This is a genomic window from Kitasatospora sp. NPDC001539, from assembly GCF_040298565.1.
GTDB lineage: Bacteria > Actinomycetota > Actinomycetes > Streptomycetales > Streptomycetaceae > Kitasatospora.
On the sequence record NZ_JBEPAK010000063.1, the window covers coordinates 1 to 16,208 of the forward strand.

The 16,208-nt window shown below is 73.6% G+C and carries 13 protein-coding genes; 7 read left to right on the plus strand and 6 right to left on the minus strand.

Going from position 1 to position 16,208, the window contains the following annotated elements; all coding sequences use genetic code 11:
- Positions 1 to 180: 180 nt before the first annotated feature.
- Positions 181 to 1,410, minus strand: a complete 1,230-nt coding sequence (locus tag ABT247_RS13025) for a trypsin-like serine peptidase (RefSeq protein WP_350741989.1) — start codon at positions 1,408 to 1,410, stop codon at positions 181 to 183.
- 555 nt (positions 1,411 to 1,965) lie between these two features.
- Here ABT247_RS13025 and ABT247_RS13030 point away from each other — a divergent pair.
- On the plus strand, positions 1,966 to 3,573 hold the full coding sequence (locus ABT247_RS13030) for an ABC-F family ATP-binding cassette domain-containing protein (protein ID WP_350741992.1): 1,608 nt from the start codon (positions 1,966 to 1,968) through the stop codon (positions 3,571 to 3,573).
- 95 nt (positions 3,574 to 3,668) lie between these two features.
- Here ABT247_RS13030 and ABT247_RS13035 read toward each other — a convergent pair whose 3' ends face one another.
- Entirely contained in the window at positions 3,669 to 5,207 is a 1,539-nt protein-coding gene (locus tag ABT247_RS13035) for a S41 family peptidase (RefSeq protein ID WP_350741994.1), read from the minus strand.
- Between the two features lie 288 nt (positions 5,208 to 5,495).
- On the opposite strand from ABT247_RS13035, the gene ABT247_RS13040 reads away from it, so the two are divergent.
- Positions 5,496 to 5,708: a hypothetical protein gene (locus tag ABT247_RS13040; RefSeq protein WP_350741996.1), complete on the plus strand. Its 213-nt coding sequence runs from the start codon at positions 5,496 to 5,498 to the stop codon at positions 5,706 to 5,708.
- A gap of 64 nt (positions 5,709 to 5,772) precedes the next feature.
- Complete coding sequence (locus ABT247_RS13045) at positions 5,773 to 6,147, plus strand: toxin Doc (RefSeq protein WP_350741998.1); 375 nt, start codon at positions 5,773 to 5,775, stop codon at positions 6,145 to 6,147.
- Positions 6,148 to 6,196: 49 nt separating this feature from the next.
- Here the strand turns inward: ABT247_RS13045 and ABT247_RS13050 are convergent, their stop codons facing one another.
- The 4 genes from ABT247_RS13050 to ABT247_RS13065 form a co-directional block, all read right to left on the minus strand.
- Positions 6,197 to 6,868 carry a Pr6Pr family membrane protein gene (locus tag ABT247_RS13050; protein ID WP_350742000.1) on the minus strand — a complete coding sequence of 224 codons (672 nt, stop codon included), beginning with the start codon at positions 6,866 to 6,868 and terminating at the stop codon, positions 6,197 to 6,199.
- A 173-nt stretch (positions 6,869 to 7,041) separates the two neighbouring features.
- The gene (locus ABT247_RS13055; protein ID WP_502892442.1) at positions 7,042 to 7,743 is read right to left on the minus strand and encodes a response regulator; all 702 of its coding nucleotides are present in this window, start codon (positions 7,741 to 7,743) and stop codon (positions 7,042 to 7,044) included.
- Between the two features lie 14 nt (positions 7,744 to 7,757).
- Positions 7,758 to 9,020, minus strand: coding sequence for a histidine kinase (locus ABT247_RS13060; RefSeq protein WP_350742002.1), 1,263 nt, complete (start codon positions 9,018 to 9,020; stop codon positions 7,758 to 7,760).
- A gap of 268 nt (positions 9,021 to 9,288) precedes the next feature.
- Positions 9,289 to 9,828 carry a GNAT family N-acetyltransferase gene (locus ABT247_RS13065; RefSeq protein WP_350742004.1) on the minus strand — a complete coding sequence of 180 codons (540 nt, stop codon included), beginning with the start codon at positions 9,826 to 9,828 and terminating at the stop codon, positions 9,289 to 9,291.
- A 306-nt stretch (positions 9,829 to 10,134) separates the two neighbouring features.
- On the opposite strand from ABT247_RS13065, the gene ABT247_RS13070 reads away from it, so the two are divergent.
- From ABT247_RS13070 to ABT247_RS13085, 4 genes are all read left to right on the plus strand, one after another.
- Positions 10,135 to 11,325 (plus strand): CaiB/BaiF CoA transferase family protein, encoded by a 1,191-nt coding sequence (locus tag ABT247_RS13070; protein ID WP_350742006.1) that lies wholly within the window; start codon positions 10,135 to 10,137, stop codon positions 11,323 to 11,325.
- Between the two features lie 2 nt (positions 11,326 to 11,327).
- A complete protein-coding gene (locus ABT247_RS13075) occupies positions 11,328 to 12,470 on the plus strand; it encodes an acyl-CoA dehydrogenase family protein (protein WP_350742009.1) in 1,143 nt (380 codons plus the stop codon).
- 47 nt (positions 12,471 to 12,517) lie between these two features.
- Positions 12,518 to 13,732 (plus strand): acetyl-CoA C-acetyltransferase, encoded by a 1,215-nt coding sequence (locus ABT247_RS13080; protein ID WP_350742011.1) that lies wholly within the window; start codon positions 12,518 to 12,520, stop codon positions 13,730 to 13,732.
- A 142-nt stretch (positions 13,733 to 13,874) separates the two neighbouring features.
- The gene (locus ABT247_RS13085; protein ID WP_350742013.1) at positions 13,875 to 16,055 is read left to right on the plus strand and encodes a 3-hydroxyacyl-CoA dehydrogenase NAD-binding domain-containing protein; all 2,181 of its coding nucleotides are present in this window, start codon (positions 13,875 to 13,877) and stop codon (positions 16,053 to 16,055) included.
- Positions 16,056 to 16,208: the final 153 nt, after the last annotated feature.

The following is a 16,208-nucleotide window of genomic DNA, read 5'->3' on the forward strand; positions in this document are numbered from 1 at the left end:
GAAGAAGGAGAACCGGCGGCCGGCCGCGTCGACCAGGTTGACCCCGCGCGGGGTGCCGTTCGGGCTCACCAGGTGGGCCGGTCAGGCGGCCTCGGCGGAGGTGCCGGTCACCCGGCCGCCGTGGCGGTGCCGGGGCCCTTCGTGGCGGTACCGGTCACCGGGCCTCGGCGGACCGACCGGTCACTTGGCCTTCTTGGAGAAGTAGTCGAACATGTGCGCCGCGACGTCCTCCAGGTACGGGCCGGCCTCGTAGGTGTTGGCGCCGTTGCCGATCGAGGTGTCGCTGACCAGGGCCGGCTTGCCGTCCTTGGTGGCGTACCAGCCGCCGCCGCTGCTGCCGCCGGTCATGTTGCAGCCGATCACCAGCATCGCCGGGCGGCTCGGGTCACCGGTCTTGGCGGCGGGCTTGCCGCCGTCGCAGTGCTCCAGCTCGACACCGTCGAACGGCTTGCCCTCCGGGAAGCCGTAGTTGGCGACGGAGGCCAGCTGGTCGCGCGGGGCGTTGAACCACAGCGGCACCGAGCCGCCGACGGTCTCCTCCAGCGACTTGCCCTTCGGGTCCGGGTTGGCGACCTTGATGATGCCGAAGTCGTACTGGCTCCACGGGCCGCCGCGCTCCGGATCGGCCTCGGCCGTCCACTGCGGCGAGACCATGCCGGAGGTCGCGCCCCACTCGCCGTAGGGCTCCGCGTCCTCCAGCTTGGACTTCTGCTTGTTGCCGTTGCTCAGCACGCCGTTGCTGTTGAAGGCCGGGGCGAAGGTGATGTCCGTGTAGTACTTGTTGCCCTTGCCGCCGTGCAGGCAGTGGCTCGCGGTCCACACCAGGTTGCTCTTGCCCGGGTTGGCCGGGTCGGAGACGACGGTGCCGGAGCAGACGTAGTCCTCGTTGCCGTCCTTGAAGAAGATCTTGCCGTTGACGTGCATGTTCTTCGGGAACGGGTGGGCCACGGGCTTCGCGGGGACCACGGCGGGCGGCTGGTCCGGCGCGGTCGGCGGCTGGGCGGCGGTGGGCTGGGCCGGGGCCGCACCGGTCGGTGCCGCGGTGGGCTGGGCCGGTGCCTGGGTCGGAGCCTGCGTCTGGCCCTGGCCCGGGGCCTGCGGCAGCGGCTTCGGCTTGGCGTTCAGCAGCTTCTGCAGCGTCCAGTAGCCCTTGGTCGCCGGGGTGACGACGTTGGCCTGGGCCCACTTGTCCCAGTCCTCGAGCTTCCAGGTCTTCAGCTCTTCGAGCGTCGGAAGCTTGATCGGGGCCGCGCCCGGCTTGCCGGAGGCGCTCGCTGCGACGGTGGGAGCCGTGGTTCCGGCGCCGACCGGATCGGCGTTGTCCGGCCCGCAGCCGGTGGCGACCACCATGGTCAGCGCGGCGACGGAGGCGCCCAGGACGGCACGGCTCGGCCGGGATATCGATGACATGAGTTCAAATCCCCCAGTTGACTACCGCCATGCGGCCCGCTCCCAGGGGTGCGCCCCCGGAGGTCGCAGGCATGGCAGGTGAGGAGTCTGCCATGCGGATAAGGAAGTCCTTACATCCGCCCCCGGCTGGTACGGAGCTGTCACGGGATCGGCACCGGATCGGCACCTGGTCCCCGTCGCGGGACCGGAGCCGGGTGAGCCGGGGCCGGAGCCGGGTGAGCCGGGACCGGAGCGGGCGGTCGACCGGCCGCCGGGGCGAGCGGTGCCGGGCGGGGTGCCGGAAATTCGGTTGCGGGCCCCCTCCGGATTTCCTAGCGTGGAGCTCGTCGTCAGCCAGACAAGGAGAAGGCCGTTGCTCTACTGAGGTCCCGGGACACCGCCCGCCGCGCAGGTCGGATTCATCGCCGCGCGGTGTGAGAGTGTGCGACCTCAGTCACGGCCCCGTGGCGCCTTGCTGCTTGCTGCGCCTCCCTTCCATGCCGTACCGGTTCCGCACCCGCGGTGTCCTCCCGTGTTGCTCATCACCCCTTTCAGCAACCATCCGGGAGGCCCTACATGGCACAACCCACCACTGCCGTCCTGTGCACCGACCTCAGCTTCGAGTGGCCCGACGGCAAACCCGTCCTCGACGGCTTCGACCTCGCCGTCGGCCCCGGCCGCACCGGACTGATCGGGCTCAACGGCGCCGGCAAGTCCACCCTGCTGCGGCTGATCGCCGGCGAGCTCACCCCGAGCGGTGGCACCGTCCGGATCGCGGGCGAACTCGGCTACCTGCCCCAGGGCCTGACGCTCGACACCGGTCTGCGGGTCGACGAAGCGCTGGGCATCCGGGCCACCCGGGAGGCCCTGCACGCCATCGAGTCCGGCGACACCGACCAGCGGCACTTCGACGCCGTCGGCGACGACTGGGACGTCGAGGAGCGCGCCCGCGCCACCCTCGACCGGCTCGGCCTGCACCGGCTGGGCCTCGACCGCACCACCGGAGAACTCTCCGGCGGTGAGGCGGTGCTGCTGCGGCTCGCCGCCCTGCTGCTGCGCCGGCCGGACGTCCTGCTGCTCGACGAGCCGACCAACAACCTCGACCGGGCCGCCCGCGAGCGGCTCTACGACGCGGTGGCCGGCTGGTCCGGCGTCATGGTGATCGTCAGCCATGACCGCGAACTGCTCGAGCACGTCGACCAGATCGCCGACCTGCGGGACGGCGAGGTGACGTGGTTCGGCGGCAACTTCACCGAGTACGAGCGCACCCTCGCCGCCCAGCAGGAGACGGCCGAGCGGCTGCTGCGCAACGCCGAGGCCGACGTCCAGCGCCAGAAACGGGACCTGGTCGAGGCCCGCTCCAAGCTGGAGCGCAGCGCCGCCTACGGCAAGAAGCGCTCGGTCACCCGCAACGACCCGCACATCTTCGCCGGAATGCTCAAGCGCAAGGGCCAGGAGACGGCGGGCCGGGTGGCCGGCATGCACACCGAGCGGCTGGAGGAGGCCAGGCAGCGGCTCGCCGTCGCCGAGGAGGCCGTGCGCGACGACGCGGAGATCCGGATCGACCTGCCGCGCACCGCCGTGCCGGCCGGGCGCACCGTGCTCACCCTGCAGAAGGTCCGGCTGTCCTGCGGTGCCACCGCCGACCTCGACCTGCGCGGCCCCGAGCGGATCGCCCTCGTCGGCCGCAACGGCTCCGGCAAGAGCACCCTGCTGCGCACCATCGCGGGTGAACTCTCCCCGGTGGAGGGCCAGATCACCGCGCCGGTGTCGTTGCGCCACCTGCCGCAGCGGCTCGACCTGCTGGACGACGAGCTGACCGTCGCGGAGAACGTCAAGCTGTTCGCCCCCGCGGCCGGGGACAACGCGGTCCGTGCCCGGCTGGCCCGCTTCCTGTTCCGCGGCGCCCGGGCCGATCAGCCGGCCGGCACCCTGTCCGGCGGCGAGCGGTTCCGGGCGACACTGGCCGCCCTGCTGCTGGCCGACCCGCCACCGCAGCTGCTGCTGCTGGACGAGCCGACCAACAACCTGGACCTCGCCAGCGTCCGCCAGCTCACCCAGGCGCTGGCCGCCTACCAGGGCGCGCTGATCGTGGTCAGCCACGACCTGCCGTTCCTGCGCGGCCTCGGGCTGACGAGGTGGCTGGAGCTGGACGGCGAGCTGAGGGCGGTGGACCCGATGTGACGGGGGAGCGGGTCGCGGGGCTCTGGGGCGGGAGCGGCGGTACCGGCCGCCGGGTCCTCACCGGGGCGGGAGCGGCGGTACCGGCCGCCGGGTGCTCACCGGCGCCGCCTCCCGCTGCCCGGGCAGCCCTGGCTGCCCCGGCCGCTCCGCGCGTCCTCGGTGAGCACGCGGCGGGCCGTGCTCAGGGCCGAGTCCCTGAGCCCGGCCAGCTCGTCGGGGGTGAACACGGCAGTGCGGACGTCCGGCGGGATGCCCGCACCGTCGAAGGTGCCGCCGTTGCGGGTGAGGTACTTCTCGTTCGGCAGGACGACCAGCAGATCGGATGAGACGGGCTTGAGCAGCACGTCGGAGAAGACGCCCTGGGTGTTCTCGCCGATCCTGGTCACGAGCGGGCAGCGCCCCATCAGGGCCTGGGTGAAGGTCTCCGCCGCGCTGGCCGAGATCGAGGAGGTGAGCACCGCGACCGGTCCGGTGAAGGGCGGGGAGGCCGAGGGCCGTACCGGGATCGGCTCGGGGCGGGTGAACTTCGTCGGGTCTGCCGGGTCGTCGCGCGCCGTCTTCCGGTAGGCGAGGTACGGGCGGTCGGTGAGCCGGGCGGCGATGTGCAGCCCGAGCGCGTCGGAACCGCCGCCGTTCAGCCGTACGTCGACGACCAGGCCGCGGAGGCGGCCGGGCCCGGCCGACAGGGCGTCCAACGCCCGGTCCAGTTCGGCGACCTGGCTGCGGTAGTCGCCGTCGGTGTAGGCGTCGAAGCTGCTCACCCGCAGGAAGCCGAGGCCGTCCGGGAGTCGGCCCACGCCGAGCTTCCCGTCGGCGAAGAGCTGCTCCGGGCCGGTGAGTTGGGCGGCGGATGCCTGACGGGCCCGCTCGGTCAGCTCCTTGGTGCGCTGCGTCGTGCCGGGCCGCCGGCCGCCGAACACCGGCCGCAGCTGTCCGTCGACCGACCGGAGCAGCCCGGTGTGCGCGTCGCTCAGCGGCCGGAGCATGTCGGTGAAGACGTCCTGGAGCTGTTCCACCGTCGTCGCCGGGGTGATCCTGCGCCGCTGCTCGTCCCGGTCGGCGTGCCAGTCGATGCCCTTGGCCGCGAAGAAGGGGTAGTTCTCCTCGAACGTCTCCCAGAACCGGTCGAAGACGGCGAGCGGGTCGTTCGGCGCCGGGCGGGTGCACAACGGCGGCAGGGCGTCGAGCCGCACGAGCGTCTTGGTGCCGACGTCGCCCTCCTCCCGTTCGAGCGCGCGGTTCGGGCCGCGCGGCGTGAGCGTCAGTGCGTCGGTGCCCTGGACGTAGCGGGTGGTGCCCTCCGGCTCGGGCGGGCCGGCCTGCGTCGCGGTGAACCATCCGGGCACGCAGCTGTGGGCGGTGATGTCGTAGGTGGTCAGCCGGCCCCCGGCGACGGTCATCACCGTGCCGTAGCCGTCCGTCCGCCACACCCCTTCCGGCGCCGTGGCCGCGGTCGTGGAGGCCGCGGTCGTGGAGGCCGCGGTCGTGGAGGCCGCGGTCACCGGTCCGGCCGTGGCGACCGCCGTCGCCGGCCCGGCCGTGGTGGCCACTGCGACCGTCACCGCCAGGGCCAGCGCCGCGGCCGCCGACCTGCCGGCCCCTGGGCGCGTCGTCCTCCTGGGCTCGTACGTCATTCCCGGCCTCCGCCGAATCCCCGGTCTCCCCCGCGGAACCCCTCCGCCACCGCGCCCTCGACGCTACGCCCGGCTGCGCCGGCCGGGTGCCGTCCGACGCGCCGTACCCGCGTCCTCAGCCGCGCCCGCTTCCCCTCCCCCTGTGTCTCTCCGGCCCGCCGCCGGACGGGCGGGCGCCCCGGGAACGACCGCCGGCGGCGGCCGTCGGCCGGCGGGGGCCACCGGACGACGGGGGGAAACGCGTCGGTGGCTCCTCCAACTCCGGTGCGCTGCAGTACCATCGGCGACATGCCTGCGCTCAACATCGAGTACACGGAGCACGAGCTCGCCGCGATCCGCGAGGCCGCCGCCGCGGACGGCAAGACGGTGAAGGCGTACGTCCACGACCTGAGCGTGCGGGAGCAGCAGCGCCGGGTCTTCGTGAACCACGCGGTGGCGTTCTGGAAGGCGCACCGGGCGGAGTTCGACGCCGCGTTCCCGGAGGACGCGCCCGCCGCGTGAGGGCCGGGGCGGACGCGGGAGGCCGGGGCGTGATGGAGATCGGGCCGCCGTGAGGGGCGAGGGCGTGACGCTGCTGCACGTCGACCTGCGCTGGCTGCTCGACGTGCAGGAGTCGGCCTCTCCGGACGACCTCAGCGTGCGGGACTACTCCGCCCTGCAGGCCGCGGTGGCCCGTCACCGGGTGAACACCGCCCAACTCGGCCACGACGCCGATCCCGCCTGGTGCGCGGCCACCCTGATGCACACCATCGTGCTGCTGCGTCCGCTCCCGGTGCGCAACAACCTGTTCGCCTGCATGACGACGGCCGCGTACATGCACGCGGCCGGAGAGGGCATCGACGCTCCGTACGGAGCGCTGGTCGAGCTGGCCCGGGACATCGCCGAGGGCCGGGCGGACGTGTACGAGGCGGCCGACCGGGTCCGCGCCTGGCGGATCTGAGGACCCGACCGGAATCCGGCCCGGCCGCCGCCCACCCCCTGCACCCCGGTCAGGCGCCCGCGTCGTCCAGCCGTGTCAGGCGCGTGGGCCGGAGTTTGGCCGCGACCAGGGTGCCCAGCCGGTCGAGCCCGACGACGAGCGCGGCGAGCACGACGAACTCGACGGTCAGCTGGGCGATCTGGCCCCAGACGTAGCCGTAGCCCTCGGTGGTCGGGTCGAAGAAGAAGTACGGGTACGGCGTCGGGAAGTCGGCGAACAGCGCGTTGCGGGCGAGCACGATCGCCGCGTAGCCGAGCGGGAAGGCCAGCCAGAGCGGGATGTCCCGCCAGGCCGCCGCGTTGCGCGGCTTGAGCAGCAGCCAGTCCGCGAGCACCGCCACCGGCGTCACGTAGTGCAGGAAGAAGGACGACCAGTGCGCCAGCCGGTCCGGGCCGCCGACCAGGCCGGGCAGCGGGCTGGCGCCGCGCTGGAGCAGGATGTGCGAGACCAGCCCGGTGATCAGGATGTACAGCGTCGCGGCGCCGCGCAGCCGGGGCGCGGGCGCGTCCACGGTGTCCCGCTTGATCATCCAGTACACCGCGCCGATGAAGTAGCCGAGCACGATGACGTTGCTCTGCACGGTGAAGTACACCAGCGACGACGTCCCGAGGGACAGGCCGAGGCCCGCCGAGAGCACGATGCCCATGCGCCACCACAGCGCGGGGCGGGTCCGGACTGTCATGGGGCCACCAGTTCGTTCTCGGGCGGTACGGGAGGTATCGGACGCCGGGCGGGCGTTCGGGGGACGGCACGGGGGCGAAGGGGAGCAGCGGGGGAGTGAAGGGGACGGCGGGGGAGGACCGCACTCTACTCGCCGGTACCGGCCGGAGGGAACCTGCGTTCGATCCGGCGGCCTCAGCCGGGCAGCACGAAGCCCGACTCGTACGCCGCGATCACCGCCTGGGTGCGGTCCCGGGCCCCCAGCTTCGCCAGCACGCTGCCCACGTGCGTCTTCACCGTCTCCTGGCTCACCACGAGCTGCCGGGCGATCTCGCCGTTGTTCAGCCCGGTGGCCATCAGCCGCAGCACCTGCCCCTCCCGCTCGGTGAGCCGGCCGATCGGCCCCTGGTCCGCGGGGGTCTCCCGGCGGTCGTCCGCGCCGTGCCGCAGGGCGAGTCGGCGCACGGCCGCCGGAAAGAGCAGCGAGTCCCCGCGCGCGACCAGCCGTACGGCCTGGACCATCTCCTCCGCCCGCGCCCGCTTCAGCAGGAACCCGGCCGCGCCCGCGCGCAGCGCGTCGTACACGTGGTCGTCGTGCTCGAAGGTGGTGACCACCAGGATCCTCGGCGGCTCGGCCATCCCGCCGACCAACTGCTCGGTGGCCCGGATCCCGTTGATGCCGGGCATCCGCACGTCCATCAGGACCACGTCCGGGCGCAGTTCGCGCACCAGCGGGATGACCTCGGCGCCGTCGGAGGCCTCGCCGACCACGGTGAGGTCAGGCTCGGCGTCGATCACCGCCCGCAGGCCCATCCGGACCAGCCGCTCGTCGTCGGCGATCACCACGCGGATGTCGCCGTGCCCGGTGCCCTCGTTCACCCCGGTGCCCTCGTTCACCCCGGTGCTCTCGTTCACGATGTCCCTCCCACCGGCAGCCAGACGGCCAGCCGCCACGTCGTTCCGTCCTCGCTCGGCCCTGCCGCGCTCCCGCCGCGCAGGGCCGCGGCGCGTTCCCCGATTCCGCGCAGCCCGCGTCCGCCGCCGGGGCGGCTAGGGCGGGCGGCGCCGAGCGGGTTGGTCAGCTCGATCTCCAGCCGGGCGGTGCCGAGGGCGACCCGCAGTCCGGCCGGGGCCGGCCCGGCGTGCCGCAGCACATTGGTCAGGCCCTCTTGCACGATCCGGTACGCCTCGCGCGAGACCTCGGCGGGCAGCGCGGCCAGGCCCGGGTCCAGCTCGGCGTCCACCGTGACGCCGGTGCGGGCGAGTTGTCGCAGCAGGTCGTCCAGTTCGGCGAGTGTCGGCCGGGCCGGTTCGGCGGCGGCCTCCTCCTCGCGCAGCAGCCCGAGCACGGTGTCCAGTTCGGCGACGGCCCCGCGTGCGGCCTCCTCGATCGCCCGCAGGGCCTCGGCGGCGAAGTCCGGGTCGGTGCGCAGCACCCGGGCGGCCGCCGAGGCCTGGATACCGACCGCGCTGAGCGCGTGCCCGACCGAGTCGTGCAGTTCGCGGGCCAGCCGGTTGCGCTGGGCCAGCACGGCGGCCCGCCGCTCGGCGGCGGCCAGCCGCTCCTCGGGGGTCGGCCCGAGCAGGACGGGCGCCCAGCGGGCGAGCAGCGCGCCGCAGGCGGCGTTGGTGCCGACGATCAGCAGCAGCACGGCCAGGCCCAGCGCGGGGCCGGCGAGCACCCAGCCGGGGAAGCGGTCCGCCCAGTGCCGGGTGAGGTCGTCGGACCTGCGCAGGCTCGTCATCAGCACCACCGAGAACGGCACCCCGGCGAGCGTCATCCCGGCGACCACGCCGCCGCAGAACAGGTGCAGCACGAACCAGGTCGCGGCGCGCCACCGCGCCCCCCAGGACCGGCCCGGTCCGGCGGCCAGCTCCTCCGGCCGCGCCACCATGCACAGCGCCCGCGCGGCCGCGCCTTCCAGCGCCCGGACGGTCGGCACCAGCGCGGTGACGGCGGCCATCGGCAGCGAGACCAACAGCGCGAGCAGTTGCAGCAGTACTTGTTCCGCGTGGCCCTGGCCGGGGTCGAGCGCTCCGAGCAGCACCACCGACAGGAGCCAGTACGGCATCAGCAGCGCGCCGCCCAGCACCAGGTGCACCCAGCGCAGCCGGGCCCGTCGCCCGAACAGCGCCTCCATCACCGGCCGCCGCCGGCCGCCCCCCGTGTCCACCCGAGTGACTCTACGTCAGGGGGTGTGCCGCGTCGGAACCGTCACGCCGCCCGGTCGGATCCGGCCGCGCCCGCCGCGTCCGGTCCGCTGCGGGCCCACCGCGTCCTCGTCGTTGCTCATGCGCCCAGCTTCGCCCCGGCTCCCGGGCCGCCGCCTCCGCCCGGCGTCGGATCCCGTTCCCCCTTGCGGGGGATCCCGCCGTCCCTGCCGGGGATCCCGCTTCCGCGGCGGGGATCCCGCTCGCCCCGGCGGGGGTCCGGGCCCCGGCTCAGGCCATCCGGTGGATCAGCCGTTCCTCCTGGTCGACCCGCCCGTCGGGGTCCGGCACCAGTCCGAGCCGTTCCGCGAGCCGCCGCGAGGGCAGGTTGTCCGGCCGGATGAGCGCGACCACCGGGACTCCGGGGATCCGCGGCAGCGCCTCCGCGATCGCCGCCCGTGCCGCCTCCGCCGCGTACCCCTTGCCCCAGGCGGACGGCCGGAACCGGTAGTAGAGGTTCAACGCCCGCTCCCCGTCCAGCTCGAACAGGTGCAGCCCGGCGAACCCGATGATCACCTCCGGGTCCTCCCGCGTCGACACGGCGCAGTACCCGACCCCGTCCCGGACCCAGTCGGCCGTGAACCCGTCCAGCTGCTCCTGCGCCTGCCCGATGTCCCGCTGCGGCCCGTGCGGGTTGTACCGGTTCGTCTCCGGATCCCCGTGGACGGCGAACATCGCGGCCGCGTCCCCCTGCTGCGGCCTCGTCAGGATCAGCCGCTCGGACACGGCGACGACGGTGCGGGCGGCTGCGGTCCGCTCGGCGATGGGCATGGCACGTCCTCCGGGTGGCGAACACCGGCCGATGTAATAGGTACAGGGCAGGTTAGACCATGACAGCGGCCGGTCGCACTCCTTTTTCCCGGCGTCGGACGCTCGGGATCCACCGGGCCCGCGGGTGGCGGAAGTGGCGGCGGAAGCGGCGGCGGAAGCGGCGGAGGAGGTCTTGTTACCGGTCGGTCGCTTCCCTATCATCCCGAGTGTTACAGCTTTACTGTCAAACCCTGAAGGGGTCTGCGGCCAGTGCGTGACACAGGCAGTCCAGCGGGCGGTGCCCGCGGTCCGGGACCGTTGGCGGGCGTGCGGGTGGTGGAACTCGCCGGGATCGGGCCCGGGCCGTTCGCGGCGATGCTGCTGGGCGACCTCGGGGCGGACGTGGTGCGGGTGGACCGGCCGGAGCCCTCACCCCTGGGCACGGATCCGGCGTACGACCTGACCAACCGGAACAAGCGGTCGGTGCTGATCGACCTCAAGGCGCCCGACGGCCCCCGGCGCGTCCTGGACCTGGTGGAGCGGGCGGACCTGCTGATCGAGGGCTACCGGCCGGGGGTCGCCGAGCGGCTCGGGGTGGGGCCGGAGGCGTGCCTGGAGCGCAACCCGGCCCTGGTGTACGGGCGGATGACCGGCTGGGGGCAGGACGGCCCCCGGGCCGCGACCGCCGGGCACGACCTCGGGTACGCGGCGGTGGCCGGGGTGCTCGGGATGGTCGCGGCGCCGGGCGGGGCGGCGGAGCGGGCTGCCGACGGGGCCGTGCCGGCGGCGGAGGAGGCCGCGGACGGGCCGCCGGGGATCCCGGCGAACCTGCTCGGGGACTACGCCGGCGGCTCGCTGTACCTGGTGGTCGGCCTGCTCGCCGGGCTGCACCACGCCCGGGCCACCGGCACCGGGCAGGTGGTCGACGCCGCGATCGTGGACGGCGCGGCGCACCTGAGCAGCATGCTGTGGGGCCTGCTCGCGGCCGGACACTGGCAGGACCGTCGGGGCGTCAACCTGCTGGACGGCGGCGCGCCGTTCTACGCGGTCTACCGGGCGGCCGACGGCGGGCACCTCGCGGTCGGCGCGCTGGAGCCCCGGTTCTACGCCGAGTTCACCCGTCTGCTGGAACTGGGCCCGGACGCGCCCGGGCAGTACGAGCTCGCCCGCTGGCCCGAACTGCGCGCCCGGATCGCCGACCGCTTCGCCACCCGGACCAGGGCGGAGTGGGAGGCCGTCTTCGCCGGCTCCGACGCCTGTGTCGAGCCGGTGCTGACGATGCGCCAGGCTGCTGCGGACGGGCACCTGGCGGCGCGCGGCACCTACGTCGAGGCGGACGGCGTCACCCAGCCCGCCCCGGCCCCGCGGTTCTCCGCGACCCCCGGCGCGCTGCGCCGGCCGCCGGCCCGCCCGGGCGCGGACACCGCCGAGGTGGCCCGCGACTGGGGCGTGCCGTCCCTCGACCCGCCGGCCATGACCATGTCGGCCCCCGACTCCGCCGCAGACCAAGGAGCGTAGCGTTGCAGCGCGAGATCTTCACCGAGCAGCACGAGGACTTCCGGGCCACCGTCAAGGCCTTCCTCGCCAAGGAGGTGCTGCCGCACTACGACCGCTGGGAGAAGGCCGGCATCGTCGACCGCTCCGCCTGGCTCGCGGCCGGGCGCCAGGGCCTGCTCGGCCCGGCCGTCCCCGAGGAGTACGGCGGTGGCGGCACCCCGGACTTCCGCTACGCCGCCGTGCTGGCCGAGGAGTTCGCCCGGGCCGGCGTCTCCGGGCTGGCGATCGGCCTGCACAACGACATCATCGGCCCCTATCTCACCTCGCTCGGCACCGAGGAGCAGAAGCGCCGCTGGCTGCCCGGCTTCTGCACCGGCGAACTGATCACCGCGATCGCGATGACCGAGCCCGGCACCGGCTCCGACCTCCAGGGCATCCGCACCCACGCGGTCGACCGGGGCGACCACTACCTGCTCAACGGTGCCAAGACCTTCATCTCCAACGGCATCCTCGCCGACCTGGTGATCGTGGTCGCCCGCACCACCCCCGAGGGCGGTGCGCACGGCCTGAGCCTGCTGGTCGTCGAGCGCGGCACCCCCGGCTTCGAGCGCGGCCGCAACCTCGACAAGATCGGCCAGAAGGCCCAGGACACCGCGGAGCTGTTCTTCGAGGACGTCCGGGTGCCGAAGGAGAACCTGCTCGGCGAACTCAACGGCGGTTTCGTCCACCTGATGCAGAACCTCGCCCAGGAGCGGCTCACCATCGCCGCGGCGGCGATCGCCGGCGCCGAGCACCTGGTCGAGATCACCACCGAGTACGTCAAGCAGCGCGAGGCGTTCGGCCGTCCGCTGGCCAAGCTCCAGCACGTCCGCTTCGAGATCGCCGAACTGGCCACCGAGTGCGCGATCACCCGCACCTTCGTCGACCGCTGCATCACCGAGCACAACCGGTACGCGCTCACCCCGGCCGACGCCTCGATGGCCAAGTGGTGGGCCACCGAACTGCAGAAGCGCACGGCCGACCGCTGCCTCCAGCTCCACGGCGGCTACGGCTACATGAGCGAGTTCCCGGTCGCCCGGGCGTTCACCGACGGCCGCATCCAGACCATCTACGGCGGCACCACCGAGATCATGAAGGAGATCGTCGGCCGCTCCATCCTCGGCTGAGCACCGGCACCCCTCAGGAACCCCCAGCCCCGAAAGGCACTTCCATCGTGACCACCGAAGCGTACGTCTACGACGCGATCCGCACCCCGCGCGGCCGCGGCAAGGCCACCGGCTCGTTGCACGGCACCAAGCCGATCGACCTCGTCGTCGGACTCATCCACGAACTGCGCAGCCGCTACCCGGAGTTGGACCCGGCCGCGATCGACGACATCGTGCTCGGCGTGGTCAGCCCGATCGGCGACCAGGGCTCCGACATCGCCCGGATCGCCGCCATCGCGGCCGGCCTGCCCGACACCGTCGCCGGCGTCCAGGAGAACCGCTTCTGCGCCTCCGGCCTGGAAGCCGTCAACCTGGCCGCCGCCAAGGTCCGTTCGGGCTGGGAGGACCTGATCCTGGCCGGCGGCGTGGAGTCGATGTCCCGGGTCAGGATGGCCTCCGACGGCGGCGCCTGGTTCGCCGACCCGATGACCGCCTACGAGACGAACTTCGCACCCCAGGGCATCGGCGCCGACCTCATCGCCACCATCGAGGGCTTCTCCCGCACCGACGTGGACGCCTTCGCCGCCGAGTCCCAGGCCCGCGCCGCCAAGGCCCAGGCGGACGGCCTGTTCGACCGCTCGGTGGTGCCGGTGCGCGACCGCAACGGGCTGGTGGTACTGGAACGCGACGAGTTCATCCGCCCCGGCACCACCGTCGAGACCCTGGCCGGCCTCAAGCCGTCCTTCGCCCAGATCGGCGAGGCCGGCGGCTTCGACGCCGTCGCCCTGCAGAAGTACCACTGGGTGGAGGCCATCGACCACGTCCACCACGCGGGCAACTCCTCCGGCATCGTGGACGGCGCCGCGCTCGTCGCCATCGGCAACCGGGAGGTCGGCGAGCGGTACGGGCTGCGCCCGCGCGCCCGGATCGTCTCCGCCGCCGTCTCCGGCTCCGAACCCACCATCATGCTCACCGGTCCCGCGCCGGCCACCCGCAAGGCGCTCGCCAAGGCGGGCCTCACCGCCGCCGACATCGACCTGGTCGAGATCAACGAGGCCTTCGCGGCCGTCGCGCTCCGCTTCATCCGCGAACTCGGCTTCCGCCACGACCAGGTGAACGTCAACGGCGGCGCGATCGCCCTCGGCCACCCGCTCGGCGCCACCGGCGCGATGCTGCTCGGCACCGTGATCGACGAACTGGAGCGGCGCGACCTGCGCTACGGCCTGATCACCCTCTGCGTCGGCGGCGGCATGGGCATCGCCACCGTCGTCGAGCGCGTCTGACCACCCCGCCACCGCAGACCCGCAGACCAGCAGACCCGCAGACCCGCAGACCGGCAGACCGGCAGGATCTCGGACCTGCGGACCTGCGGACCTGCGGACCTGCGGACCGCAGACCGGTTGACCGGTAGACCTGGAGAACCTGATGAGCGACACCACCACCATCCGCTGGGAGCAGGACGGGGACGGCGTGGTCACCCTCGTCCTCGACGACCCCACCCAGTCCGTCAACACCATGAACGAGGCGTTCGCCGCCGACCTCGAGACCGTCGTCGGGCGGTTGGCCGGGCTCGGGGACGCGCTGCGCGGCGTGGTGATCACCTCCGGCAAGAAGACCTTCTTCGCCGGGGGAGACCTGCGGATGCTCTCCGCCGCCCGCCCCGAGGACGCGGAGGCCGTCTTCGAGAAGTCCATGCGGATCAAGCGCTCGCTGCGCACCCTGGAGACCCTCGGCAAGCCCGTCGTCGCCGCCGTCAACGGCAGTGCGCTCGGCGGCGGCCTGGAGATCGCCCTCGCCTGCCACCACCGGATCGCGCTGGACACCCCGGCCAGCCGGATCGGCCTGCCCGAGGTCACCCTCGGCCTGCTGCCGGGCGGCGGCGGGGTGGTCCGCACGGTGCGGCTGTTCGGCATCACCGACGCCCTGCTCAAGTTCCTGCTGCAGGGCCGCCAGTACCGCCCGGCGCAGGCGCTGGAGCACGGTCTGGTGCACGAACTGGTCGACACCCCGGAGGAGTTGGCCGACCGTGCCAGGGCCTGGATCGAGGCCAACCCGACGGCCGTCCAGCCCTGGGACGTCAAGGGCTACAAGATCCCCGGCGGCACCCCGGCCACCCCCGCCTTCGCCGCCAACCTGCCCGCCTTCCCGGCCAACCTGCGCAAGCAGCTGAACGGCGCGCCCTACCCGGCCCCGCGCAACGTGCTGGCCGCCGCGGTGGAGAGCAGCCAGGTCGACGTCGACACCGCGATGGCGATCGAGGCCCGCTACTTCACCGAGCTTGCCTGCGGGCAGACCAGCAAGAACATGATCCAGGGCCTGTTCTTCGACATGCAGGCGGTCAACTCCGGTGCCGGCCGCCCCAAGGACGTCGAGAAGCGGCTCGTCCGCAAGGTCGCCGTCCTCGGCGCCGGCATGATGGGCGCCGGCATCGCCTACGCCTGCGCCAAGGCCGGCATCGAGGTCGTGCTCAAGGACGTGAGCCTGGAGGCCGCCGAGCGCGGAAAGGCCTACTCCGAGGGGCTGTTGAACAAGGCCGTCGCGCGCGGCCGCTCCACCGAGGCGAAGCGTGACGCCCTGCTCGCCCGGATCACCCCCACCGCCGAGGCCGCCGACCTGGCCGGCTGCGACGCCGTGATCGAGGCCGTCTTCGAGAACACCGAGCTCAAGCACAAGGTGTTCGAGGAGGTCGAGGGCGTCGTCGCCCCCGACGCGCTGCTCTGCTCCAACACCTCCACCCTGCCGATCGGCCTGCTCGCCGAGGGCGTCCGGCGCACCGCCGACTTCATCGGCCTGCACTTCTTCTCGCCGGTCGACAAGATGCGGCTGGTCGAGATCATCCGCGGCCCGCAGACCGGCGACGAGGCGCTCGCCCGCGCCTTCGACCTGGTCCGGCAGATCGACAAGACCCCGATCGTGGTCAACGACTCGCGCGGCTTCTTCACCTCGCGGGTGATCGGCCAGTTCCTCAACGAGGGCGTCGCCATGGTCGGCGAGGGCATCCACCCGGCCAGCATCGAGCAGGCCGCCGCCCAGGCCGGCTACCCCGCCAAGGTGCTCTCCCTGATGGACGAGCTGACCCTCACCCTGCCGCGCAAGATCCGCGACGAGTACCGGCGCTCGGTCGAGGCCGCCGGCGGCAGCTGGGAGCCCCACCCGGCGGACGCGGTGGTGGACCGGATGGTCGACGAGTTCGGCCGCCCCGGGCGCAGCGGCGGCGCGGGCTTCTACGAGTACGGCGAGGACGGCAGGCGCGGGCGGCTCTGGCCCGGGCTGCTGGAGCACTTCTCCCGCCCGGACGTCGACGTCACCGAGGTCCCGTTCGAGGACCTCAAGGAGCGGATGCTCTTCAGCGAGGCGCTGGACTCCGTGCGCTGCCTGGAGGAGGGCGTGCTGACCTCGGTCGCCGACGCCAACGTGGGCTCGATCCTCGGCATCGGCTTCCCGGCCTGGACGGGCGGTGTCTTCCAGTACATCAACGGCTACCCGGGCGGCCCGGCCGGCTTCACGGCCCGCGCCCGCGAGCTCGCCGCCGCGTACGGCGAGCGGTTCGCGCCGCCGGCGCTGCTGGAGCGGATCGCGGCGGAGGGGCGGACCTTCACCGACTGATCCGGCCGGCTCCTGGCTCAGGCGGAACCGGGTGGGGCCGTGGTGCACGCGGTGCACGCGGCCCCAGCCGGGTCGCCGGGGCGGCGGTCGCCGTGCTCCTCGCCCGGTCTCCCACCCGGCCGGTCGCCGGGTCTCCCGCCCGGCTGGTCGCCC